Source organism: Desulfogranum aggregans, assembly GCF_055398265.1.
This window is the reverse complement of sequence record NZ_AP042447.1, coordinates 2,665,447-2,689,129: the sequence shown is the minus strand read 5'-3', so window position 1 is coordinate 2,689,129 and position 23,683 is coordinate 2,665,447. Positions and strand designations below refer to the sequence as shown.

Annotated in this window: 16 protein-coding genes, 1 tRNA gene and 1 riboswitch; of the genes, 12 read left to right on the top strand and 5 right to left on the bottom strand. The window is 52.8% G+C overall.

The features are described 5' to 3' along the window. Positions 1–16 precede the first annotated feature (16 nt). Positions 17–1,420 (top strand): mannose-1-phosphate guanylyltransferase/mannose-6-phosphate isomerase, encoded by a 1,404-nt coding sequence (locus ACZ52Z_RS11900; protein ID WP_464270790.1) that lies wholly within the window; start codon positions 17–19, stop codon positions 1,418–1,420. A 44-nt stretch (positions 1,421–1,464) separates the two neighbouring features. On the opposite strand, the gene ACZ52Z_RS11895 is transcribed toward ACZ52Z_RS11900, so the two are convergent. Continuing rightward, positions 1,465–1,863, bottom strand: a complete 399-nt coding sequence (locus ACZ52Z_RS11895) for a PilZ domain-containing protein (RefSeq protein WP_464267001.1) — start codon at positions 1,861–1,863, stop codon at positions 1,465–1,467. Between the two features lie 833 nt (positions 1,864–2,696). Here ACZ52Z_RS11895 and ACZ52Z_RS11890 point away from each other — a divergent pair. The 7 genes from ACZ52Z_RS11890 to ACZ52Z_RS11860 all read left to right on the top strand — a co-directional run bounded on the left by ACZ52Z_RS11890 (position 2,697) and on the right by ACZ52Z_RS11860 (position 11,844). Further along, positions 2,697–3,917, top strand: a complete 1,221-nt coding sequence (locus ACZ52Z_RS11890) for an ammonium transporter (protein WP_464267000.1) — start codon at positions 2,697–2,699, stop codon at positions 3,915–3,917. A 176-nt stretch (positions 3,918–4,093) separates the two neighbouring features. Beyond that, a complete protein-coding gene (locus ACZ52Z_RS11885) occupies positions 4,094–4,432 on the top strand; it encodes a P-II family nitrogen regulator (RefSeq protein ID WP_464266999.1) in 339 nt (112 codons plus the stop codon). After that, on the top strand, positions 4,432–7,023 hold the full coding sequence (glnD, locus tag ACZ52Z_RS11880) for a [protein-PII] uridylyltransferase (RefSeq protein WP_464266998.1): 2,592 nt from the start codon (positions 4,432–4,434) through the stop codon (positions 7,021–7,023). The genes ACZ52Z_RS11885 and glnD overlap by 1 nt, the downstream gene beginning before the upstream one ends. An 82-nt stretch (positions 7,024–7,105) precedes the next feature. Further along, positions 7,106–8,434 carry a type I glutamate--ammonia ligase gene (glnA, locus tag ACZ52Z_RS11875; protein WP_464270789.1) on the top strand — a complete coding sequence of 443 codons (1,329 nt, stop codon included), beginning with the start codon at positions 7,106–7,108 and terminating at the stop codon, positions 8,432–8,434. Between the two features lie 257 nt (positions 8,435–8,691). Continuing rightward, positions 8,692–9,150 carry a DciA family protein gene (locus ACZ52Z_RS11870; RefSeq protein ID WP_464266997.1) on the top strand — a complete coding sequence of 153 codons (459 nt, stop codon included), beginning with the start codon at positions 8,692–8,694 and terminating at the stop codon, positions 9,148–9,150. Between the two features lie 196 nt (positions 9,151–9,346). Further along, positions 9,347–11,665, top strand: coding sequence for a cysteine--tRNA ligase (cysS, locus tag ACZ52Z_RS11865; RefSeq protein WP_464266996.1), 2,319 nt, complete (start codon positions 9,347–9,349; stop codon positions 11,663–11,665). Between the two features lie 102 nt (positions 11,666–11,767). Further along, positions 11,768–11,844: transfer RNA gene (locus ACZ52Z_RS11860), tRNA-Arg, on the top strand. 204 nt (positions 11,845–12,048) lie between these two features. On the opposite strand, the gene ACZ52Z_RS11855 is transcribed toward ACZ52Z_RS11860, so the two are convergent. From ACZ52Z_RS11855 to ACZ52Z_RS11845, 3 genes are all read right to left on the bottom strand, one after another. After that, positions 12,049–13,356: a glycine/betaine/sarcosine/D-proline family reductase selenoprotein B gene (locus ACZ52Z_RS11855; RefSeq protein ID WP_464266995.1), complete on the bottom strand. Its 1,308-nt coding sequence runs from the start codon at positions 13,354–13,356 to the stop codon at positions 12,049–12,051. A gap of 11 nt (positions 13,357–13,367) precedes the next feature. Next, positions 13,368–14,684 carry a glycine/sarcosine/betaine reductase component B subunit gene (locus ACZ52Z_RS11850; RefSeq protein WP_464266994.1) on the bottom strand — a complete coding sequence of 439 codons (1,317 nt, stop codon included), beginning with the start codon at positions 14,682–14,684 and terminating at the stop codon, positions 13,368–13,370. 211 nt (positions 14,685–14,895) lie between these two features. After that, positions 14,896–15,690, bottom strand: coding sequence for an alpha/beta hydrolase (locus ACZ52Z_RS11845; RefSeq protein WP_464266993.1), 795 nt, complete (start codon positions 15,688–15,690; stop codon positions 14,896–14,898). 574 nt (positions 15,691–16,264) lie between these two features. Between ACZ52Z_RS11845 and ACZ52Z_RS11840 the strand changes: the two genes are divergently transcribed. The 3 genes from ACZ52Z_RS11840 (at position 16,265) to ACZ52Z_RS11830 (ending at position 20,245) form a co-directional block, all read left to right on the top strand. Continuing rightward, positions 16,265–17,389: a glycosyltransferase gene (locus ACZ52Z_RS11840; RefSeq protein ID WP_464266992.1), complete on the top strand. Its 1,125-nt coding sequence runs from the start codon at positions 16,265–16,267 to the stop codon at positions 17,387–17,389. Positions 17,390–17,737: 348 nt separating this feature from the next. Then, positions 17,738–18,658: a DUF362 domain-containing protein gene (locus ACZ52Z_RS11835; protein ID WP_464266991.1), complete on the top strand. Its 921-nt coding sequence runs from the start codon at positions 17,738–17,740 to the stop codon at positions 18,656–18,658. Between the two features lie 3 nt (positions 18,659–18,661). Next, positions 18,662–20,245, top strand: coding sequence for a 4Fe-4S binding protein (locus ACZ52Z_RS11830; protein WP_464266990.1), 1,584 nt, complete (start codon positions 18,662–18,664; stop codon positions 20,243–20,245). Positions 20,246–20,346: 101 nt separating this feature from the next. Here the strand turns inward: ACZ52Z_RS11830 and ACZ52Z_RS11825 are convergent, their stop codons facing one another. After that, entirely contained in the window at positions 20,347–22,161 is a 1,815-nt protein-coding gene (locus ACZ52Z_RS11825) for a putative Na+/H+ antiporter (RefSeq protein WP_464266989.1), read from the bottom strand. A gap of 537 nt (positions 22,162–22,698) precedes the next feature. Further along, a riboswitch (FMN riboswitch) is annotated at positions 22,699–22,849 on the top strand. Between the two features lie 105 nt (positions 22,850–22,954). On the opposite strand from ACZ52Z_RS11825, the gene ribB reads away from it, so the two are divergent. Then, positions 22,955–23,620, top strand: coding sequence for a 3,4-dihydroxy-2-butanone-4-phosphate synthase (gene ribB, locus ACZ52Z_RS11820; RefSeq protein ID WP_464266988.1), 666 nt, complete (start codon positions 22,955–22,957; stop codon positions 23,618–23,620). Positions 23,621–23,683 lie beyond the last annotated feature (63 nt).

The window sequence follows — 23,683 nt, the reverse complement described above, 5'->3', positions numbered from 1 at the left end:
CTCATTGACGAGGTACATTGTGGCAATTCAACCCATTATTCTCGCCGGAGGGACCGGTTCCAGACTGTGGCCCTTATCGCGTGAACTCTATCCCAAGCAGGTTATTCATCTCACCGGCGAACTCTCTCTCCTGCAGACCACCCTGAAGCGAGTCAGTGCGTTGCCCGGGGTGTTGCCGCCCATCGTGGTGGTTGGGGAAGAGCATCGATTTATGACCAAGAGCCAGCTTGAAGAACTGGAGCTGTTTTCTGATTTTCGTATCTTGCTTGAGCCGATAGGGAAGAACACCGGGCCAGCCATTTGTGGAGCGGCCACCTTTGTCGGGGAGCATGGATCAGCCGATGATGTCCTGCTGGTGCTGCCTGCCGATCACCTTGTGACCAAGCAGGAGGCCTTTGCCGAGGCAGTGGGCAAGGCAGTGGAACTGGCCGACCGTGGAAAGTTGGTCACCTTCGGTATTGTGCCGGACCATCCGGAGACCGGCTATGGCTATATTGCTCAGGGCAAGGGGGGGCAGGTGGAGCGTTTTGTGGAAAAACCCGACCGTGCCACCGCCGAGGAGTACATAGCTAAAGGAAATTACCTGTGGAACAGCGGTATGTTTGCCTTCACCGTTGCGACCCTGCTTGAGGAGATGCAGCAGTATGCAGGGCGCATTGTCGATTGTATGGCGGCAGCAGTTAATGGTGGTGCCTTTGACGGGGCTTTTTTCCGTTTTGACAAGGAGCTAATGGCCGAGTGCCCTTCAGATTCCATTGACTATGCACTGATGGAGAAAACCGCTAATGCGGCAGTGGTCAAGGCGGATATGGGGTGGAGTGATATCGGTTCATGGCGGGCCTTGTGGAAAGTGGCCGACAAGGACGAGCAGGGGAATGTTGTCAGCGGAGATGTTATTCTGGAAGATGTGGAGAGTTCGCTGATACGCGCGGAGCATACCCTGGTGGCGGCCGTGGGTATCAAGGACACCATGATTGTAGAGACGGCTGACGCGGTCCTGGTGGCCCCAATGGATCGATCCCAGGATGTCAAGAAAGTCGTTCGCAAGTTGAAAAAGGAAAAGCGGGGCGAGTTCCAGGTACATAAAACCGTGTACCGTCCCTGGGGGTCGTATACGACTTTGGAGCTGCAGGATCGGTTTCAGATTAAGCGTATAACCGTGAACCCGGGGGCCAAGCTGTCGCTGCAGATGCATCATCACCGCCATGAGCATTGGGTCGTGGTTTCGGGAACTGCTCAGGTGGTCAATGGCGACCAGACCATCCTGCTGCATGAAGACGAGTCAACCTACATTCCCTGCGGCACCATGCATCGATTGGAAAACCCAGGTGTTATCCCGCTGGAGTTGATTGAGGTGCAGATTGGCAGCTACCTGGGAGAAGACGATATCGTCCGTTTTGATGATGAGTACGGACGATAGGTCAGCTAGACTGTAGGTGGCGGAGGTGTAATGAGGGCGGCCGGTCAGATAATAGCGTCGTTTGCAGCGCTTTCCTTTGGCGGGAGTGTTTTTCTCGTTTCCCTGTAATGTTCGTGGAAGGCGTGTACGTACTCTTTCAGGATGGCGCGGTCGTTCTCTGCCACGTGAAAAAATTCAATCCCGTTCTGGTGCCGGTTTGAATCAAAGGTCGTGTAGATTATCCTACCCATGATGTTGACCAGGTTGTCGCCAAGTCCCAGGGTGATCATCACCTGCTGACCGGTGGGCAGCGGGATATGGGTTTCCATGAGGATGCCTCCTTCGCTCACATTGAGTGTACGCCCCATGGAGTACTCTCCCTGGCGGCCCTGTTTATCGACCACCAGGTAGTCGAGCAGGTTCAAGGATTCTGGCCGGATGTAGTTTCTGCGTTCTTCAGTCATGAGGTCGACCTTTACCGGGTGTTTGCTTCAAGGTACCTCAATGTACAAGGGCTGAAGGGACAGGAAGATGAGGTGAGTGCATCCTGTCGGCCCATACCGCGTTTTTTTTCTTTGGTTTTTGTGCACGTCAGCTCTGCGCCAAGCTGCACATCCCTGTTTGTCTGGCAGCAATAAATCCCTATCAAGTGACAGGCTCTTCCCCCTCTCTGCGGGCCGCTCGAAAAAAGGATCTCTGCTGCGTTCCCCCCATGGCGATGCTCGTTTGATCAACGGTATTGCCGTCTTGTGCTCGTTGGGTCAGTGCATGTCGACCACTGCAATTCTCTTTTGCTACAGGGCTGCAGTGAGCAGCTAACGCACTCTTTTTTCTTGTATTCCACAAAATACAGCGAGATACGTTTTTTGTCAAATAGCGTGCGCCGTGAGCAATCCTACAAAAATGTAGATTTTTTATATACAGTTTACATAATTGTACAATCATGTTGAGAGCTTGGTTGAGATATCTTGTATTTTTTTTATTATATTCCAATATGTTAAGATGAATCCGATCGAAATGGCATGCTGTTTGGAGTGAAGGGTTTGGTAGCAAATTGTAGCCTCGGTGGAGAGGAGGCGATATTTGCACCTTTGTGTTGCCGATACCAAGGGGTTGGTTTGGGCAGTGCAGTGGTTTCTTTGCCAGGTAACAAACTGTTTTTTTGTTTTTGTTGTTTGCGGCGAAGAGGAGAGGCACTGTACAGGTGTTGGATGTTGATAGTGAAAAAACATCCTGTCTTGTGCGGAGTGGTAAAAAATAAATTACAAGTTTGTTTAAATTTGTTAAGGGGGGGAGGATGATTAACGCTGCGGATACTGCTTTTATACTGGCTGCTGCCGGTTTGGTTCTTCTGATGACGCCTGGGCTTGCACTTTTTTATGCGGGCATGGTGCGAAGCGAAAATGTCTTGGGAACCATCATGCAGAGCTTTATTATGATCTCGCTTATTTCCATTGAGTGGGTCTATATCGGATATTCGATGTCTTTTGGGCCGGATATAGGCGGGGTGATCGGCGATTTTTCGCTGTTTGCGCTTAATGGGGTGACCAATGCGCCGAGCAGTGAGTATGCCACCACCATTCCGCAGACGGTATTTATGATTTACCAGTGCATGTTTGCGGTGATTACCCCGGCGTTGATCACCGGTGCCTTTGCCGAAAGGGTACGGTTTGCTCCTTTTGTTGTATTCAGTGTCCTGTGGGCGATATTTGTCTATAACCCCGTGTGTCACTGGATCTGGGGGAGCGGCGGGTGGCTGGGTTCGATCGGCGTTCTTGACTTTGCCGGCGGTTTGGTTGTGCATGCCACTTGCGGGATGGCGGCGCTGGCTGCGGTAATGGTGATTGGCCCGCGCAAGGGCTACGGTACAACCAATTTTATGCCGCACAGCCTGCCCATGACTATGCTGGGAACCGGTCTGCTCTGGTTCGGTTGGTTTGGTTTTAATGGCGGCAGTGCGCTTGCCGCTGATGAGGTTGCAGCTACTGCCTTTGTTGCCACCCACCTTGCCGGGATGGCCGGGATGGCGATGTGGACAGCGATGGAGTGGATCAAGCTGGGTAAACCCACGACCCTTGGTGCGGCTTCCGGCGCCATATCAGGATTGGCGACTATTACTCCGGCCGCTGGTTTTGTCGGACCGAACAGTGCTATTATCATTGGGCTCATTGCCGGGCTTGTCTGTTACTACGCAGTGAACCTTAAGGCAAAATTGAAATTTGATGATTCACTTGACGTTGTTGGTATTCACGGTGTCGGCGGAGTGACCGGAACCTTGCTGCTGGGGGTCTTTGCCTCAACAGCAGTCAACCCCGGCGGAGTGGATGGGCTGCTGGCAGGAAGTATAAAGCAGCTGTTCATTCAGTTGTTCGGAGTTATTGTCGTCTGCGGGTATGCCTTTGTGATGAGTTGGGGGATTATCAAAGGTGTGGATATGTTTCTGGGCGTGAGGGTAAGTGCTGAGGCCGAAAACCAGGGGCTTGACTCTGCAGAGCACTCTGAAACTGCGTATAACTAAAGCCTTGCCGAGTCCGTGACGGCTGGCGTCTTAATTTTATTATTTATTTGTTATTCAATGATAAAGTTTGGTTCGCCTGCATAATTCAGCCCAAGAGAAATACTGGACGAGCAAGGTCGGTAGACATAGTGTTTAACTGATGTGAACCACCCGGCACCAAACAAGAGGGAAAAGCAATGAAAAAAATAGAAGCCATTGTCAAAACGTTTAAGCTGGAGGACGTTAAAGAGGCGTTGACCTCCATTGATATCCAGGGCATGACCGTCATGGAGGTGAAAGGCTACGGTCGCCAGAAAGGGCACACCGAAGTCTACCGTGGAGCTGAGTACGTGGTTGATTTCATTCCCAAGGTCAAACTCGAGGTTATTGTTCAGGACGAACAGGCTGATGAGGCCGTTACCGCCATCGTTGAAGCTGCCCGTACCGGTAAGATCGGTGACGGTAAAATCTTTGTACTGCCCATAGATAAAGTGATTCGTGTTCGCACCGGCGAGGTCGATAACGAGGCGCTGTAATGACAACAACACTTCGGCTACACAAGGGGGCGCTGGAAGAACTGTGGCGGCAGGGACTCAGCGGTCATGGGTTGTTGCAGCACTATTCCGACCGGGTCGACGCCTTCATAACCCAGCACTTCCTGCAGGCTCTGGAAAGTATCAGGCCAAAGGGAGAAGTGGCGGTTGTTGCCCTGGGGGGGTATGGCCGGAGCGAGCTCTATCCATTTTCTGATGTCGATCTTTTGCTCCTGCATGATCGGCGCTCGAAAAAAAACATACAGGAACTGGCCGAGAGCATCCTCTATCCCCTGTGGGATGAAGGACTCGACGTGGGACACAGTGTGCGCACCATCAAGGATGCCATGCGCTTTGCCGAGGAGGACTTTATCTTCCAGGTTGCATTGCTCGATGCCCGTCTGCTTGCTGGCTCAGCCGCACTTTTTGATGAACTGCGGCAGCGGTACCGGAAAAAAATCCTTGAGGGGCGCCGTTCCGTCTTTGTCCGGACAATGGAGCAGTATCGCGACGAACGGCATGATAAATTCGGCAGCCACGCCTACCTCCTGGAACCGCACATCAAGGAAGGGAAAGGCGGAATGCGTGATATTCAGGCCATGCTGTGGGTGGCAAAAGGCGTCTTCAGCCTGCCTGACCTTGATGCCATCGAGGCTTCTGCCATGATCAGCGCGGAGGATCGCCAGGCATTTGAATCCTCTTGGAATATGCTCACCAAAATACGGAATCGGCTGCACTATCTGCGCCAGCGCAAGGATGACCAGCTGGTTTTTGAGTACCAGGAAGAGATGGCCGGCGCCTTTGGCTACCAGGATACGGACGGTGTGCTGGCCGTGGAGCATTTTATGCGCGACGTGTATGGCCATCTGCAGACCATTGCTGTGGTCACTGACCTCTTTTTTGAACATGTCCATGAAGTGCTTGGATTTTCCAGGGAAAAGGGGCGGGAAAAGCAGCTTGAGCGGGCCATCGTGCTTCGCGACGGGAGTATTCGCTTTTCCGATGCCGAGTTGGAAAAGCACCCCTACCTGCTCATGCGGATTTTTCTCCAGGCTGGCCGGACCGGTCGTCCGCTGCATCACCTTGCCCGGCGGACCGTGACCAGTAATCTGCACCTGGTGGATGATCAGTTTCGAAGCTCCAAGCGGGTCGGGCGCATCTTCTGCGAACTGCTCACCGAGAGCAAAAACGTGTTTTCCCTGCTGGAAAGTATGCTCGTTACCGGCCTGCTGCCCCTGTATATCCCGGAATTCGGTACCATCGAGTCCCTTGCCCAGCATGATCTTTACCATATCTATACGGTTGACCGGCACCTCCTGCAAACCGTTGCCAACCTGCACGAATTGCGCGAGGAGATGGATGATCTCTTTGCTGACCTCAGCAATCTGCACCTGTTATACCTGGCTGCGTTGCTCCACGATGTCGGCAAGGGGAAGCATACAGATCACAGTGAGCGGGGCGCGGCCATGGTTGAGGTCATCGGCCGCCGGCTCCAGCTGGGCAACGAACAGAGCGCTGTCCTTGCCTTCCTGGTCCAGCATCATCTTTTCTTGCCGGAGAATGCCTTGCGCAGGGATCTCAGTGACCAGGATTTTATTCAGCAGACAGCTGAGCTGATCGGCGACGTCGAGCGACTGACCATGCTTTACCTGCTCACTATCGCAGACTCCAAGGCAACCGGACCCTCGGCATGGTCAAGCTGGAAGTCGAGCCTGCTGTCCGAGCTGTATCACCAGGTAAAGGCATGCCTTGAGGCCCAGTGCCATCAGTTGGAGGGGCAGCAACAGGCCGATGGGGTGGAGCAAGGGGCGGAATGGCTTAAGGCCCAACTTCACAAACAGTTGGCCGATCAGGGCTTGGGCGATCAGCGGACCGATATGCTGCCGGAAGATTACCTTCTGGCGTTTACCCCGCAACAGGTGGGGCGTCACCTGGAGATCCACAGGGAGCACCGGCAGCGGTTGCGTCAGCAGGTGTTGCTGTTTCCCTCTCCCCATAACCGATCATGGTCCCTGCTGGTGATGACTAAGGACCGGACCGGGCTGATGGCCAAGCTCTGCGGGGTGCTTGCCCTGCATAACCTGACCGTTCGTGCTGCCCAGATTTTTACCTGGAAAGACCAAACGGTGGTTGACGTGCTTGAGGTGACTTCCTCGATGGGGTTAGAGTTCAGTGAACATGACTGGGTAGCGGTTGAGGCGGATTGCAATCGCGCGCTCAATTACCGCCTGGATATTGGTGCAAAGCTGATGAACAAGCAGCAACGCTATGGGGCCGGGCCAGGGCGCAGAGTGCAGCAGTTGGAACAAAAGGTATTAATCGATAATGAAACTTCCCGGGAGTATACCATCATCGAAGTCTATGGCAGCGACAGCCCCCATGCGCTGTATCAACTCACCCAGACCCTGTCCGATTTTCGGTTGAGTATAGGCCATGCCCGGGTGGCAACCGAAGTGGAGCAGTTGATCGATATATTTTATGTAACCACCGATGCAGGCGGCAAGCTGCTTGACCCGGTGTTGATAAATAAGGTGAAAGAGGCCCTGCTTGCCATAATTGGCATCAGTGAGGACGAACAGTCGTTGGCTGCTTGAACCGTGAAATGTGTATTGTGGAAAATAATCCAGAATGCTCTGGATACATTTACTTAATCATCCAACCTTAAGGAGATGAATGATGACACGCGAAGAAATAATGAAAATCATTGAGGAAAAGAATGTCAATTTTTTCCGCCTGCAGTTTGTGGACATTTTCGGTTTTATGAAAAATGTCGCTATTCCCAAGAGCCAGATCGAAAAGGCGCTTGATGGCCAGATGATGTTTGATGGTTCTTCCATCGATGGTTTTGTTCGGATCAACGAGTCCGACATGTATCTGAAGCCTGATTATGATACCTTCACCGTACTGCCCTGGCGCGACCAGGGAGGAAGTAATGCTGCCCGGATTATTTGCGATGTATACAAGTCAGACGGCACCCCGTTTGAAGGCTGCCCGCGGGTTAACCTCAAGCGTGTGATCGCCGAAGCCAAAGAAATGGGCTACACGATGAACGTGGGCACCGAGTGCGAATTCTTCCTGTTCGACAAGGATGAGGAAGGCTTCTCCACCACCGATACCCACGATGTAGCCGGTTACTTTGATGTTGATCCTGATGATTCCGGAATTAACTGCCGTCGGAAGATCATTGAGACCCTGGAAGAAATGGGGTTTGAAATTGAGGCGTCCCATCACGAGGTTGCCGAGGGACAGCATGAGATCAACTTCAAGTATGCCGATGCCCTGGCAGCTGCCGACAATACCATGACCTACAAGTGGGTTGTACGCTCTATTGCTTCTGAGTTCGGCCTGCACGCCACCTTTATGCCGAAACCGATTTTCGGAATCAACGGCTCCGGCATGCACACCAACCAGTCACTGTTCAACCTGGACGGCACCAATGCCTTCTATGATGAAAACGGACCGCTTGAGCTGAGCGAAATCGCCTATAAATATATTGCTGGTATCGCCAAAAATGCCAAAAGCTTCGTCGCAGTGACTAACCCGTTGGTCAACTCCTACAAGCGCCTTGTTGCCGGCTATGAGGCTCCTGTGTACGTTGCCTGGTCCGCCTCCAACCGTTCTGCGCTCATTCGTATCCCGGCCTCCCGTGGCATGGGAACACGGACCGAGGTTCGCTGTCCGGATCCATCGTGCAACCCTTACCTCGCTTTTGCAATGATGCTCAGCGCTGGGCTGGATGGAGTCAAGAATAACCTGGAAGCACCCCCATCCGTTGACCTTGATATCTTTGAAATGACTCCGGCTGAAAAAGAAGCTGCCGGTATCGACAGCCTGCCCGCAAACCTCATTGAAGCGGTGGAAGAATTCAAGGCTAACCCTATCTCCAAAGAAGCCCTTGGCGAGCATATCTTTGAAAAGTATGCCGAAGGCAAGGAAAAAGAGTGGGATTCCTTCCGCACCGCAGTCACTGACTGGGAACTCCAGAACTACCTCGATAATTATTAGTCGCTGGTTTACTCTCCGGTTTCACGTGGACGGTCCTGTAAAGGGCCGTCCTTTTTTTTGTCCTGTTTTCCTGCAGCAAGGGGACGCTTTTGCGGAAAGGGGGATTGCCTCAACCTTTGGTACCCCTGGGGCGGCGTTGCAGATTCAGGATTGTAACATAGGGTGGAAACCAGGTATACTCCAGCCAGCTAGACAGAATTTATGGCACCCTCGAAGCAACATTGGGGAGCCCTTTTGAGTAAAAGGTATGAGGAAAGGTGCGGATAAAGGAGCTGAAAAAAATATACAGCGGCAGGCAGTGGCAGCGCCAGTGGGAGATTTTTCATCTTGCTCACAACTGGGAGCACATTGCCGGACCAGCCGTGGGGGGGGCCTCTTATCCGGCCTTTGTACGCGTCGATGTGCTCTGGGTGTATGTGGAGAATGCCGCTTGGATGCAGCAGCTGCAGTTTATTAAAATGGATGTGCTCGCCAGGGTGCAGAGCGCACTTCCTGATACCCGAATTACTGATGTACGTTTTGTGGTCCACCCTCTGGCAACGAAAAAGCAACCGCAACCGACTCCCCGAAAGGGAAAACCCATTGACAAAGTACAGGAAAAGCGGTTTGTGGACATGGTGTCTCATGTGGGCAATGAAGAGTGTCAGCAAGCATTGCATCGTCTATGGCAGGCATATGCTGAAAACGGGGAAGAGGAAGATGCTTCAAATAAATAATTCCCCAAAAAAAATGGTGAATGGGATTTTCTTGCACGGTCATATACCTTCACCACCGCGCGGAGTAGATAGCGCTGGCAGAGAGGAAATATTTCAGGGCGCTCTGTGGGAATCCAGGAAAAGCACTGGCCACTGAACATCGGGCCGTAAAGAATATTTGGGTAACCGTAGCCTGAGTGTTGTAGGGTAGATACATATGAAAATAACAGAATTAATCGGCAATACCCCGCTTGTTGATCTGTCCGGTTTATCACCGGTGGAAGGGGTGCAGCTCTTCGGCAAGCTCGAATCGCGTAATCCTGGCGGTTCCATCAAGGATCGAGTCGCCCTGTCCATGGTGGAAGCGGCCGAGCGAAGCGGGGAGCTTACCCGGGACAAGATTCTGCTTGAGGCCACCAGCGGCAACACCGGTATCGGGATGTCCATGGTGTGTGCGGCGAAAAAATACCGGTGCCAGCTGATCATGCCGGAGTCCGCCTCCATAGAGCGTCGGATGATTATGCAGGCCTACGGTGCCGAGATTATCCTGACCCCGGCCAAGCGCAAGACCGACGGTGCCATTGAAAAAGCCTATGCTTTGGCCCGCGAGTACCCCGACCTCTACTATCTGGTTGATCAATTCAACAACCCTGCCAACTGGCAGGCGCATTACAATTCCACTGCTCCAGAAATCTGGGAGCAGACCGGGGGACGGGTTACCCATGTCGTCGCTACTCTCGGTACTTCCGGTACTGCCATGGGACTTTCCAAATGGTTTCGGGAGTACCACCCTGATGTGCAGGTGGTGGCCATGGAGCCCTACCTGGGGCATAAGATCCAGGGACTCAAGAACATGAAGGAGTCCTATCGTCCGGGAATTTTTGACAAGACTGCTCCTCATGCTATCGTTCACGTAGCCGATGAAGACGCTTTTGCCACAGTCCGCCGGTTGGCGGCTGAAGAGGGCATATTTGCCGGGATGAGCAGCGGGGCAGCGGCTTATGCCGCTATTGAATTGGCCCGCAGTATAGATAGCGGATATATTGTCGTTATCCTCCCCGATGGTGGTGAGCGTTACCTGAGCACCCCGCTTTTTGCCCCGCAGGAAAAAACCCCGGAAAAGGCGTCCCGCCTCAGGCTGTACAATACCATGACCCGCAAAAAAGAGGTCTTTGAACCGGTCAACAAGGAGCGCGTGACCCTCTATGCCTGCGGTCCTACCGCCTATGAATCACCCAACGTTGCCCACCTGCGGCGCTTTGTTGTTACCGACGTGATTGCCCGTTATCTCCGCTTTCGAGGGTATACGGTGGAGTCGTACATGAATTTCACCGATCTGGACGACAATACCATTGCCGGGGCAGAAAAGGCAGGAAAGGAACTCAAGACCTTTACCGGCGAATTCATTGAACAGTTCCATCAGGCAGCGGCCCTGCTCGGCGTAGAAAAGGCTGCCGGCTATCCGCTTGCCTCGGAACATGTCGGCGATATGATTGAGATTACCCATGAGCTCTTGCATAAAGGATATGCCTACGAAAAGCATGGCTCCATCTATTTCGATATATCGAAATTTAAAAACTATGGCAGACTGTCCGGTGCCGACCTGAGCAAGATCAAGGTAGGAACGACGGTAGACCTGGATAACTACGAAAAGGACAACCCCCGTGACTTCACCCTGCTCAAGCGTTCTACGCTGGCTGAGTTGAAAAAGGGGATTTTTTTCGAGACTGACTGGGGCAATGTCCGCCCGGGCTGGCACATCGAGTGCTCGGCCATGTCGACCCGATACCTGGGAGAGACCATTGACATCCATACTGCAAGCCAGGATCTGGTTTTCCCCCATCACGAAAATGAAATCGCCATTGCCGAGGCCCTGACTGGCAAGCCTTTAGCCAATTATTGGCTCCACTCCGGGCTACTGCTTCGCGACGGGCGAAAGATGTCTGCAGATGCCGGCAACCTGGTAACGGTCCAGGAGATTGTTGATAAGGGATTTGGCGGCAGGGAGTTGCGCTTGCTGCTGCTGAGCGTGCATTACCGCAAACCACTGCAGTTTTCCTATAAGCGACTGGAGAGCGCTGTCTCCTCGCTTAAGCGCATTGATGCCTTTACCCGTAAGCTGCTTTGTCTGCCGGCCGGCTTACCCCACCCCCAGGTGGCCACCTTTATCTCGGCACTTGAAGAGCGATTCACTGCATCCATGGATGACGACCTGAATGTCTCGGGTGCCATTGGCGGCCTGTTTGATTTTATTAAAAAGGTAAACCCGATTCTTCACACCAGCCACCTTGATCAGGAGCAGAAGAACGATATCCTGGAGATTTTACGTTCCATCAACCGGGTCCTGGGAATAATGGAACTGGAACAGTGTCCGATAACTCCGGAAATCGATCGGCTGATCCGTCAGCGTGAACGGGCAAGGCAACTCAAAGATTGGACCGCGGCAGACTCTGTGCGGGATCAGCTTCTGGAAAAAGGTGTTACTGTGCAGGACAGCGCTGCCGGCACGGTGTGGGGGAAAAAGGATAACGAGTAACTGCCGGGCCGGGCACCGGAAAATCGGGGAAGGGCACACCCGCTTTTCTATACTTCTTGCTTTCTTTGTCGTTCCTCGGTACAGTGCTCGCGAAAAAATTGTGCGCCAGTAGCTCAGTTGGATAGAGCAACGGCCTTCTAAGCCGTGGGCCGGGGGTTCGAATCCTCCCTGGCGCGCCAGTTATATCAAGGAGGTAAGCCATAACGGCTTACCTCCTTTTTTTAGTTGGTAGCGATGGGATACCTCGATGCAGTCTTTTGCAGAGTAAGTGTGAGGTGGTGTGGAGGAGAGGCGCCTATTATCTGTTGCAAAGAGGAAAAACCTTCTCCTCGCCTCCGAGGTTTTCAAGAAGAATTCCTGCTCTTCTCCCTGGGGCGATAGAGTTAAACCTCAAACACTGTCTGCTGTTGAATATCGGTTATTAATCCTTGCAAGGCAACACCTACCCTATGGTGTCTCACTTTCCATTGCTCTTTTTCCGAGGTATTCGGATCTCCCAGTGGATGGGGTATAGAAAGAGTGGGAACTATTCTGTTTGCTCCGATATTTATTGCCACGCAAACCAAATTCGCCATGAGCACGACTGGGATGCCGACCCGCTCAACTTCCTTGACCATCGTTGCGCCGCAACGAGTACAGGTCCCTCATGTAGAAACCATTATTGCTCCATCTACGCCGGCAGAAAGCAGATCGTTTGCTATTTCTCTGCCCATTCGGGCGGCATCACTCTGGGTAACACCGGTTCCTACTGTTGAATAAAAGAATTCATACAGATGTCCTATCTTCCCTTCTGCCTCATAGGTCCTTAACGCATCAATCGGCACACATATATTGGGGTCTCTGTCTATTACCGTCGGATCATAGCCTCCATGGATGGTTTTGAACATACCTGCTTCCAGGCGTTCCATTCCCTCAATGCTGTATTTACCCCATCGCGTTGCCGAAGCTGATCGTATATGATCCGGATTATCCACAGGAACCACCCCACCAGAGGTCAGCACAGCGATTCGTGCTGTTGCCAGGTCCGATAACGGTGAGGCAATAGGAACTGTAGCTATCGCAGGAATGGGCAATTCCGACGCAAAAGGATGGCCATTGATTTTTTTCAGCAACATGTCGACAACCCGATCAGCCGCACACATTCTATCGTCTCTCCAGATTTGATGGCGGTTACCGGAGGCATGATACCCTTCTTCCTCTGCTGTTCCCAGCGGTTGATTTGTCAGGATTTTATCCGCAGACACGGCGAGCTTGCCGAGATCTTCGTCCATGGCGATGACACTTTCCCCACCGGAAAAGATGAGCAAATCCTTTTTATACATTTCCACACCGGGATTTTCGGCGTGCATGGAGGTTATCACTGGAACTGAGAACGTATTATGAACAGCTTTACTGACGGCTCCGCATGCAAGCCCGTATCGTCCCGCCTTGAAAGCCGGTCCGGCAATGAAAATATCAAACTTTTTATCAGCAAGCAGTGCTACTATCTGTTTTACGGCTTGCTCCTCATTTTCCGCTATATAGTTATCACCACATACCACGGTATGGGTTACCTCGGCATGTTGCAATCGCCGATTCAGCTCCACGGCTGGGCCAATTCCCCCTTCTTTGATCTCAGGCTGATGATATGCGCTGCCTTCACCACCGATCTGGCCAAAAAACTGATTCAGGTATACGATCGCTTTTTTCATGGCTCATACCCTCAAAACTCTTTCACTGTTTTTGTTGACCAGCCAACAACCTGGTCACCGCAGAACATGGAATTGTTTTCCATGATGATTGAACCGTCCGGCCTGACGGAAGGGCCCAGTAATTCGTCATTCGACCAGCCGCCGGACATTCCGTCTCTTGCGAGCGCCTGTATATCACCTAAAACAACTTTTGCAGGCGGTAACTCGATCAACTCGGATACATTGCCACAAGAAACAATGGCATCTGCCTTTTCGTGCATATAGACCAGCGGCTGACTCCGCCCGTCTTGTCCGGAACATTCATTGGTCAACCCCACGGTTGTTATTCCCGCTTCTTCCAGGGCGACAATGCAGGAGGTAAAATCGGTATCTGGATTTCCATATCCCTCTTCCGCTACAACGGCGGCGTCAATTCCTAATGTTTTGGCTATATTGACGACAAACAACGTGGATCGTTCCTTTTGTTCAGAGTCGACATTGAGATTGGAGAGTATAACGCCGATAAAATTCAATGTACTGCCATGTTCTTGGTACAGACGTTTAATCATAGGAAAATTTTGATAATCATAGGTCGACCATTTGGAGGAACTTGGCATGAAGCTGCCTGAAACCATTGCACCGTCAAGGATTTCAGTGGGGTTGATGAACGTGGGGAGCATGTGATTGCAGTCCCAGCCATAGCACAAGGTGTTGTACCCAGGTTTTTCCATCTGGGACTGGACCTGCAGCACCAAGGCAACATTCGGCAACCGCTGTATACTGTCGGCAACAGGCACCATCTCGTATTCTTCCAGGTCTTCCGGGTCCATGGTCTTTACCGCGGAACCTATATATTCTGCCAGCCGCAAGCCGGCTCGGCGCAAGGCACGGTTCTTCTTTTGAAGTTCTCTTTGTTCAAACACTTCGTCCGTATCTGCAACGAGAACAATGTTGCGAAGTTGAGAAAAATAGGTGTATTTTGCTCCTTCACCCCCCATATCAATTATACCGTCCTGATACCCGCCCCATTGTTGTCCGACTACGACAACGCTACATCCTTTAAGAGCATGGATAACCCCCTCGCCGCATGGTATCACGTTCCCCGTGATCCCGGGGAAAAGCGGTGCACCCTCAACTTTAACCCGAGGTTCAACAGCATCTTTGACAGGTACTAACCGAACATCCTCACCCGGTCGGACAAGATAAAGATCTGCTTCGGTTATATGGTCATCTTCGTAGACAGCATCTAGCGCTTTGCTTTTATCGATGGTCAGCACCCCTTGTTTGTAGGACGTATAGGTGCCGAACCGAATCTCTTGAACAAAAAAATTGCCAATCGTGAAGGCCAAGGTCAGTTCCTCTCCTTATTTTCCATCAGTTCAGTACGTTGCTGAAAAGAGCTGGTATGTAGAATTGTGCTGTTGCGTGTGGGCCATCTCTCCTTTCACAGTATAATGCAAGGAACAACAGGAAGCCAAAATTTCCTCTTTTGATCAAGCTGCTGGTGTGTGGCAGCAGGTGCAGAGCGACAGCCGCTTAAAAGTGAAATGGTGTTTTTCCTTACTCGGTAAGATAGGCAGCCACCTCCTGCCACCATGGCAGTTCAGGTTGAATTGGGACTTCATTATGTCGTGTTTGCTGAAATATCCAGAGTCGCTTGTCGGTGCTGATGGACTCGTAGAGCTTCATGCCATGCCGAACAGGGATCACTTCATCCTGCTCCGCCAAGAGCACGGCTATCCGTCCTGTATACTGCTGCAGATTCTCCATGTTATTGTAGGTGTCGAGTACCAGCCAGCGAGCAGGAAAAAACCAGTAATGGGTTTGTGCCACCGCCGGCAGGGAGTCCCAAGGTAAGAACAGCACCACGCCCTTCAGCGGTACCGTTGTTTGCCTGACCACGCTGGAAACAACTCCGCATCCAAGCGACTCCCCCCACAGATAGAGGGGGGCACCGTATTGTTGGTAGGCCAGTTCAACGGTTGTTATTGCGTCCTCAACCAGAACTTGTTCACTCGGGCGGCCTGGACGACCGCCATACCCCGGGTATTCTGCCAGAAGTATTCGCATACCAAACTGCGATAGTGCAGGGATATAAAAACTCCGGTGAAAGGCTGCTCCGGCATTACCATGGAAAAGGACAATGGTTCCCTGGGGGGCAGCCGTCTGTGCCGGAGCAACAAATCCCCGATAGTGGGCAGTGGATGGCCAATAGGTCAGCCGCTCCCTGGCAAGGTCCGCTTTTGAAGGTCGAAAATTGTCGGGAAGGTAGAGCAGCTTGCGCTGAAAGAGAAAAAGGGCTGCCAAGAGCGTTATATAGCCGATCAACGTATAGAGTAATATTTTCCACACCATCAACGCCCCTCCTGTGGTCCCTTTGCTCTGTTTTGACACCGGGGGGACTCATTCCCGGAGAGCCTGCCCGGTTCCTTGCTCAATTAATTATTTAGTATAATGATGACTCGTAGTATAACACCTCTGGTTTCCCAATCCTGAATTTCTCATGAATTTTTTGATTATCGACAAAAAAACAATCTGGTTTTATGTCGATAATCAAAAAAAACTACCCTGTGGGTCAACGGATTTTTCCGCAGATTCTTTGTTGCAGACCATTTGCGGTAGGTTTACTACCGGAGTCTTCGCTTACCTGCGGCAGGACCTGCGTCTTGATTTGCGAAAAACTTGATTGATGATAAATTCGGGCTATGGGTGGAAATGGTCAAGTGCTGGCACATGGTGGAAGAAAGGGTAGGGCTGTACAGCCCTTTGAGGTAGAGTGAGTGTATGAATACCCGCGATAAGCAGCAACGCTCCGCTCCTTTCCGTCAATGGAATGGGACAGGCCAGTAGCATCGGCCCATGTGCATGGTTGTTCGTGGGTTGGGTTGTACAGGGGTGAATTTGAGTGGTAATCAGGAAAATGGGCAGCATGGATAAAAAAACAGTAGTTGTACATACCGATTGGTCTCGATCATACGGAGGACAGGAGATACGGATCCTGACCGAACTCAGGGAGATAGGTAAACTGGGTTTTGCTACCGGGCTGATTGTTCCCGATGATAGTGAGCTAGCTCGTCGCGGCAGAGAAGAGGGCATTCCCGTCTATCCGGTGGCTTTTTCATCAAAATTCAGTCTCAGCTCCTGGGCGGCCCTTTTTCGGGTGCTGCGGAAAATTCGCCCGGACATCATCAATACCCATTCATCAGAAGATTCATGGATGGCTGGATTTGCCTCCAGGCTGTGCAAGGTGCCGTTGGTGACCCGGACCAGACATGTGCTTGCCCCGATTTCCTCAGCCTTGAGTTACAATGCGTTTCCGCATGTGATTTTTGCCTGCAGTGAATCCATTCGTCAGCAATTAATCGATCAGGGCGTAAAGGCTTCCCGTATCGTGGTGCAGTCAACCGGTATTGATGAACAGCGGTTTTGCTATTCAGCACAGGACCGGAAAGAAGTTCGCGATCAATATGGCATTGGCGAGGAGGATATCTTGGTCGGCAATGTGGCCTTTTTGCGGCATTACAAGGGGCACCCCTTTATCATTAAGACGGCGGCTGCCATGCCCCGCCAGTATAAGTTCATGATTGTCGGCGGCGGAGGAGAACTGCCGGCCCTGGAAGCTATGGTTGATGCGGCTGGCATACGTGATCGGGTCATCTTCGCCGGGCACCAGGAACATCCGGAAAAATTCTTTTCTGCATTTGATCTTGTCTTTTTTTCCTCCTACGAAAGCGAGGGCATCGCCCAGTCTTTTGTTCAGGGGCTATTGTACGGCCTGCCGGTTCTGTTATGCAGAGTTCCCTCACTGATGGAGCCATTGGATGTCGTCAGCAGGTATACCGTTGTTGACTACAATGATGTGGCCTCTGCATGTGAAGGACTCAAGCGTATGGCACAACATCTTGAGCGCAATGAGGAACAGGTCGCGGCCCAGAGGCAGGCCATTGCCGAAAAATACGGGTTGCAGGCAATGATGGCTAATATCGTTGCGACCTATCAGCGGCACGGCATCCGCATACCAGAACCACCCCGCTTACCCGTATCTCCCGATTGACGGGCAAGAGGGGAGGTGGCAAGGGTATCGTCGCCGCTACACAAACAATATCTCGTTACTGTCAATGGGGCTGCGGGTGGCAGTTATCGCCTCTCCCCTCACGATTCGCTGCAGGGTTCTCCTCCCTTGATCCTGTCTCTCCTGGTTATCCATACGCCGGTTGATGGTGTCTTCCGCCAGTCTTCAAAAAACTTCATAGTCATTCACGCCTTTCGACAGTATAGTATAGTTCTGGTCGTAAGGTTAAGAAGATAGCATCGAAAAGAATGCCTGTTGCTCTTGTTGATCAGATCTTTTTCCCATTGCGCCTTCTTCAGAGGGCATCTCGGCAGAACCAAGGAGGAGATCATGAATAGACGTCTTTTCTTAAAAAAAATGATTGGTACCGGTATCGCTGCAGGGTCTTCGCTGGCATGGGGCAGTTACACCCATGTCCTGGCTGCACCGGAAGCGACCATCACGCCCTTTGACCTGGTAGCTGTAAAGGGCGGGGAGCCGGGAGCCATGTTTGATAAAGCGATAAAAGCCTTTGGCGGCATGAACGCGTTCGTGGCCAAGGGCGGGAGGGTCCTGGTAAAGCCGAACATCGGCTGGGATGTGGCCCCGGACAGAGCCGGCAATACCCACCCGCAATTAGTCGGCCGAATCGTTGAGCATTGTCTCCGTGCAGGGGCAGCGGAAGTCTTTGTGCTCGACCATACCTGTGACGCCTGGGCCAGATGCTACAGGAACTCCGGCATCGAGAGGGCGGTGAAAGATGCTGGGGGGAAGATGGTTCCGGGCAATAACGAGGGGTACTATCAACGGGTAACCGTGCCGTATGGAAAGCGGCTTGCAGAAACCATGGTGCATGAAGTACTGCTGGACACCGATGTTTTTATCAATGTGCCGGTGTTGAAGCACCACGCTTCTACCCAGCTCACCATCGGCATGAAAAACCTGATGGGGGTTGTATGGGATCGCTGGTACTACCATCGAAACGATCTGCATCAATGTATTGCCGATTTTCTCCTCTATCGCAAACCCACCCTCACGGTGGTCGATGCCTACAATGTGCTCAAGCAAAACGGTCCGCGCGGCATTTCCGCTGCGGATGTGGTAACGATGAAATCTTTGATTGTTTCCCCTGATCCGGTTGCAGCCGATGCCGCGGCCACAAGGATTTTCGGCATGGAACCCTCTGCTATCCGCTACATCCAGCTTGCCAATGACATGCAGCTGGGGCAGATGAATCTTGCTGATCTGTCGATTGAACGCATTCGGCTATAGTTCATGCGCTTGAAACGGCTCAAAGTGGTGCGGGTTGTTGTCTCGGTGGTGCTTTTTGTGCTGGTTGCGGCGGTGTTTCTGGATTTCAGGCACACGCTCATGCCTGCCATCTCCGGAATGGTTCTGTATCTGCAGTTTGTTCCTTCGCTGTTCTCCTTTGTACACACCGCAACTCTGGGCGCAGCGGGATTTGTCGTGGTGCTGCTCGTCACCGCCGGGGTTGGTCGGGTTTACTGTTCGACAGTCTGCCCGCTTGGCACCCTGCAGGATATATTTCGCTACGCCGCGGTGCGAGGGCGTGCGAGCCGTGGTTTTCGGTTCCATCGACCGAGCACACTGCTGCGCTATGCTGTTTTCTTGTTAACCCTTATGCTGTTGCTTGTTGTCGGCAATGGCCTCCTCGTGCACCTGCTTGATCCATTCAGCAGTTCCGGGCGCATATTCACCAATCTCTTCCGTCCGTTGGTTCTGGCTGCCAATAATGCAGGGGCCGCACTGCTTGAACCCCATGGCACCTACACCCTCTCCCGTGAGCAATGGATAGCGGTGGCGCCTTTTTCCATCGGTGTGGCCACCGCAACACTGTTGCTGCTTTTGCTGCTTGCTGCAAGGCGCGGACGATTATACTGCAACACGCTCTGTCCGGTAGGCACTTTGCTGGGGCTGGTGGCAAAACAAGCCCTTTTTCCGGTAACCATAGATATTGACGCATGCACCGGCTGCGGACGCTGTGCATCTCTGTGTAAGGCAGAGTGCATTGATACGGTGCATTCTACGGTGGATATGAGTCGGTGTGTGGGCTGCTGTAACTGTATTTCGGTCTGTGCCACCGAGGCGATAGGTTTTGCGCCGCGTTGGAGAAGCCGTCGGTTCATGCAACCCGCTGATCGAGGACGGCGAAATTTTCTTGCCTATTCAGGCGGGTGCCTTCTTGGAACGGCAGCCATTGTCGAGGCCAGGGCTCCTGGAGCGGCCGTTGTGCAAAGCAAGCCGACCACGGTCCCGGTGGTGAGAACTAATCCGATTACTCCGCCAGGTTCTGGTGGCACAGATCGTTTTTTCGCGACCTGCACAGCCTGCCACCTGTGCGTGAGTGCCTGCCCCACCCAGGTCCTGCTTCCCTCATTACTGGAATATGGCCTCTCCGGTCTGATGCTGCCGCGGATGAACTATCGTGGTGGACACTGTACCTATGAGTGTACCCGCTGCACGCAGATCTGTCCGACAGGGGCGCTGCGTGCACTGGGAATGGAGGCCAAGAAACTGACCCAGATAGGCGTTGTCAGGTTTATTCGGGAAAACTGTGTGGTCTATACCGACAATACTGCCTGCGGCGCCTGCTCCGAACACTGTCCGACCAAGGCGGTTACCCTGGCTCCCTATGCCAATCCGTTGAACAAGCCGCTGGGTATTCCAGAGATCACCGCTGAATTGTGCATCGGTTGCGGCGGGTGCGAGCACGCCTGCCCGACCAAACCGTACAAGGCGATTTTTGTAGATGGCAACCCTGTTCATAAAGTGGCAAAAAAGCCGATTGTGCAGCAGGTTGATGCCGAGGTGGATCACAGCGGGGATTTTCCTTTCTGACCAAGGAGCGTCCCCGCCTGTTTCAACTGAAAAGAAGATGGCCGTGGGGTGCTGTGCTTTTCAACGCTCATGCCTAACGAGTACGAAAATGCGCAGGGCTCCTACAGGAAGAGAAACGCACTCCACACGATCACCGTCGGTACCAGGGCACCGGCTAACAGCCCCACGGGAGAAACCCCATCCTTGAAGTATCCTTTGAGTAATGCCTGGCCCGCCGGGTTGGGAGCATTGGCGATCACGGTCAGACCTCCCCCGGCCACCGCACCAGCCACCACAGCGTATTTGAGGTTGTCGGTAAAATTCGGGACCAGGGTGCTGAGAAACGTAATGGCCGCATTGTCGTTGAAGGCTGTGAGAATGGTCGCCCCCAGCATCAGCGGGATGTCAGAAAGGCTGCTCAGCACCGGCTCAATCCACCACCCCTGGACCCCTCCGTGGATGACGAGTCCGCCCAGAAAAAAACCGACCAGCAGCGGCGGTTTGAGGTTGATTCGGTTCTGGTAGGGAGCCGTGACCTGTGCAAAACCGAGAAAGAAGAGCAAGCCCGGAATAAACAGCACCGGGTAATGGGCGTTGAAGATGGTCCACCCCATGAAGAAAATATGGATAAGGGTTACCCAGCCTGGAACCGGATCTTCCCTGTTGTCCCAATCGGGATCTCGATAAGGGGCGCGCTGGGATTCAGGCAGTATGACGGGAAAGGTCTGGCGAAGCTTGGCCACTTTGACCTCTTCAAAACGTCGCTCAAAGGCTTTGTGAGCCAACTCGGGGTTTACCCCTGAGGCAGTGACCTTTTCCAGATAGTGAGGTTCCAGTTCCTCAAGAATTCGCTTAGACACCTCGGCAACCTGCTCATCGATTTTTTTGTGGAACTGCAACTCTTCAGTCACCTTCGGGGCTATCGTCTCGACCATGGTTTCCATCTCGTCGCGGCAGAGATGTTTTTTGCGGATATCTTCTTTCAGGCGACGCAACTCAAAAGATTCGGACAGGCTGGCCATGGTTCGTCGAAAAACCAGGTAGTAGCACCCATTGGCAACAAGAATGCCCAAGAGCGCCTTCCAGCCGAAATGGGTGAGCATGTGCAGCGTGCCCCAGTCCCAAGGACTGGCGACCATGAGTACAGGCGGGGCGGCAAAATGCGTCATGGTGCCGCCGACTGAGATGTTGACAAACAACAGTCCCAGGGTCGCATATTTGAACGACTCTGGTGGTTCCAGGTCATAAAACTTTCTCGCCAGAAGTAATGCGGAAATGGTCATAGCCGCAGGTTCGGTAATCAGTGATCCCAGCAGTGGGCCAGCGGTGAGGATGGTCAACCACCAGCACACCAGGGTACCGCCAAACAACCCGGCGATTTTTTCCATTACCTGTTCAGAGAGTTTGAGGATGGGGCGGGTTGCAGCCAGCGTCATGACCACAACGACGAAAAGCGGTTCGGTGTAGTTAACCTGGTTTACCAGGTAGCTCTTGAGGGTTGACCAATCGAAAAAAAGGACGATAGCCACTCCCAGGGCAATGGCCCAGATGCCGAAAATTGCCTCCACCTCGCCCAGGAAGTGGTACAGTTCGGCACGGTGGGATACCGACTTTCTCGGCACCTCGCCGCGCTCCCTTTTTTCCTCATGTTCATGTTCCAGCCGGTGGGCAATGGACATGAACCGTGAGGACATGAAGGTGTGCGCAATGGCCAGGAAAAAGATCAACGTGGCGACAAGGTTGAATGGCTTGATCTTTACCCGGTGAATCAGTCGGTCGACGATGCCGCCCATGTCGGCATCATTGTAGCTTTGCAGCTGCATGGGGAATTCCGGGGTTGCGGCCCCTGCTGGCGCTGCTGCAGAGACAGGGTCAATGCATAGGCACAAGAGGACTGTCAGAAGAAAACAGGCGGTCATCAGGTGAAGATATTTCATTGGGTAAAATCCTTTTGCAGTGGTTGGTCAGGCAGATTACCTCTCGCCGCTGCACCCTGGATCGCAGCATGGTGAATGATGGGGCAGCATGTAAAAATGATGAATCAGGATAATACATGTTCAATCCTAAACCAGAGCAGCCCTGTATTGCATCTGAATTTTTTCCATCAGCATAGTGTATCGCTTTTTTCATCTCCTCAGGGAAAAGAGCGCGTTGAGGCCGCGGCTGGTGGGAAGCATGGTGTTCATGAGCTTGGAGGTAAGCAAGCCTGTTGGAGAAAATGCAGACAAGCAAGGTGCTGTGAAGACAAGGAGCAGACCAGTGGCAATGGTGGAAGCGATGGCCACGCGAAGAAGCATCCATACATTTACGGACGGGTAGTGCAAAAACTCACACCTCCTGCTTGACGAAACAGACCGACCGGGTATATATATTTGCTGTCTGAGGGGAGGCCTTACCGGAGTGTTTGGTCTGCGATTTCCCCTAAGACAGGAAAAAATGGAGCATGCCAGCCGGTCAATGGCTGGGCATGCGTACACTATTCTCAGGGCGGGGTGAAATTCCCCACCGGCGGTGATTCCGGTATCGGAAAAGCCCGCGAGCGCCTGCTGCCTTCGAGCACAGGGTCAAGCAGATCTGGTGCGATTCCAGAGCCGACGGTGACAGTCCGGATGGAAGAGAGTAGCAACGTGATACGCGTCATGCCGTATTGCGTATAGGCCTGTTGGTTCCAATAGGCTTCAATCTATCTCTGCGCCCTGATCTTGGTAACGAAAAGGAGAAGTATCTACCATGGATCAGTCATTGATGGCTCAGTTTGGCAATGCACAACAACGAATGGATGCAGCATTGGCGGCTCTGCGCGCCGGCCAAGGGGTGCTGTTGGTCGACGATGAGGACCGGGAAAATGAGGGGGACCTGATCTTTTCCGCCCAGTATCTCACCGACGAGCAGATGGCCCTGATGATCAGGGAGGGTTCCGGGATTGTTTGCCTCTGCTTGACCGGAGAGCGGATCGATGAACTTGGACTGCCGCCAATGGTCGCCGACAATACCAGTCGCAACCGCACGGCATTCACGGTTTCCATCGAGGCCCGGGAGGGGGTGACGACCGGTGTGTCAGCCGCGGATAGGGTTACCACCATCAAAGCGGCCACCGCTGCAGAGTGCGGACCGAATGATCTCTGCAGACCGGGGCATGTTTTTCCCCTTCGCGCCAGTGAGGGCGGGGTCCTCACGCGGAGAGGGCATACCGAAGGAACAGTTGACCTGATGCGATTGGCCGGTTTGGAGCCGGCAGGGGTGCTGTGTGAGTTGACTAATCCGGATGGAACCATGGCAAGGCTGCCGGAAATAACCTCTTTTGCCGACAGACAGGACATGCAGGTGTTGACTATTGAGGACATCGTTCAGCATCGTCTGCGTACCGCCAGTCCCACCGTATCCATTGCAGCCTAGGTTTCAGAGAAGTCCGCTCGCTTCACTCTCCGGGGTCGTCCTTTGACGGTCCCGGTTTTCCTT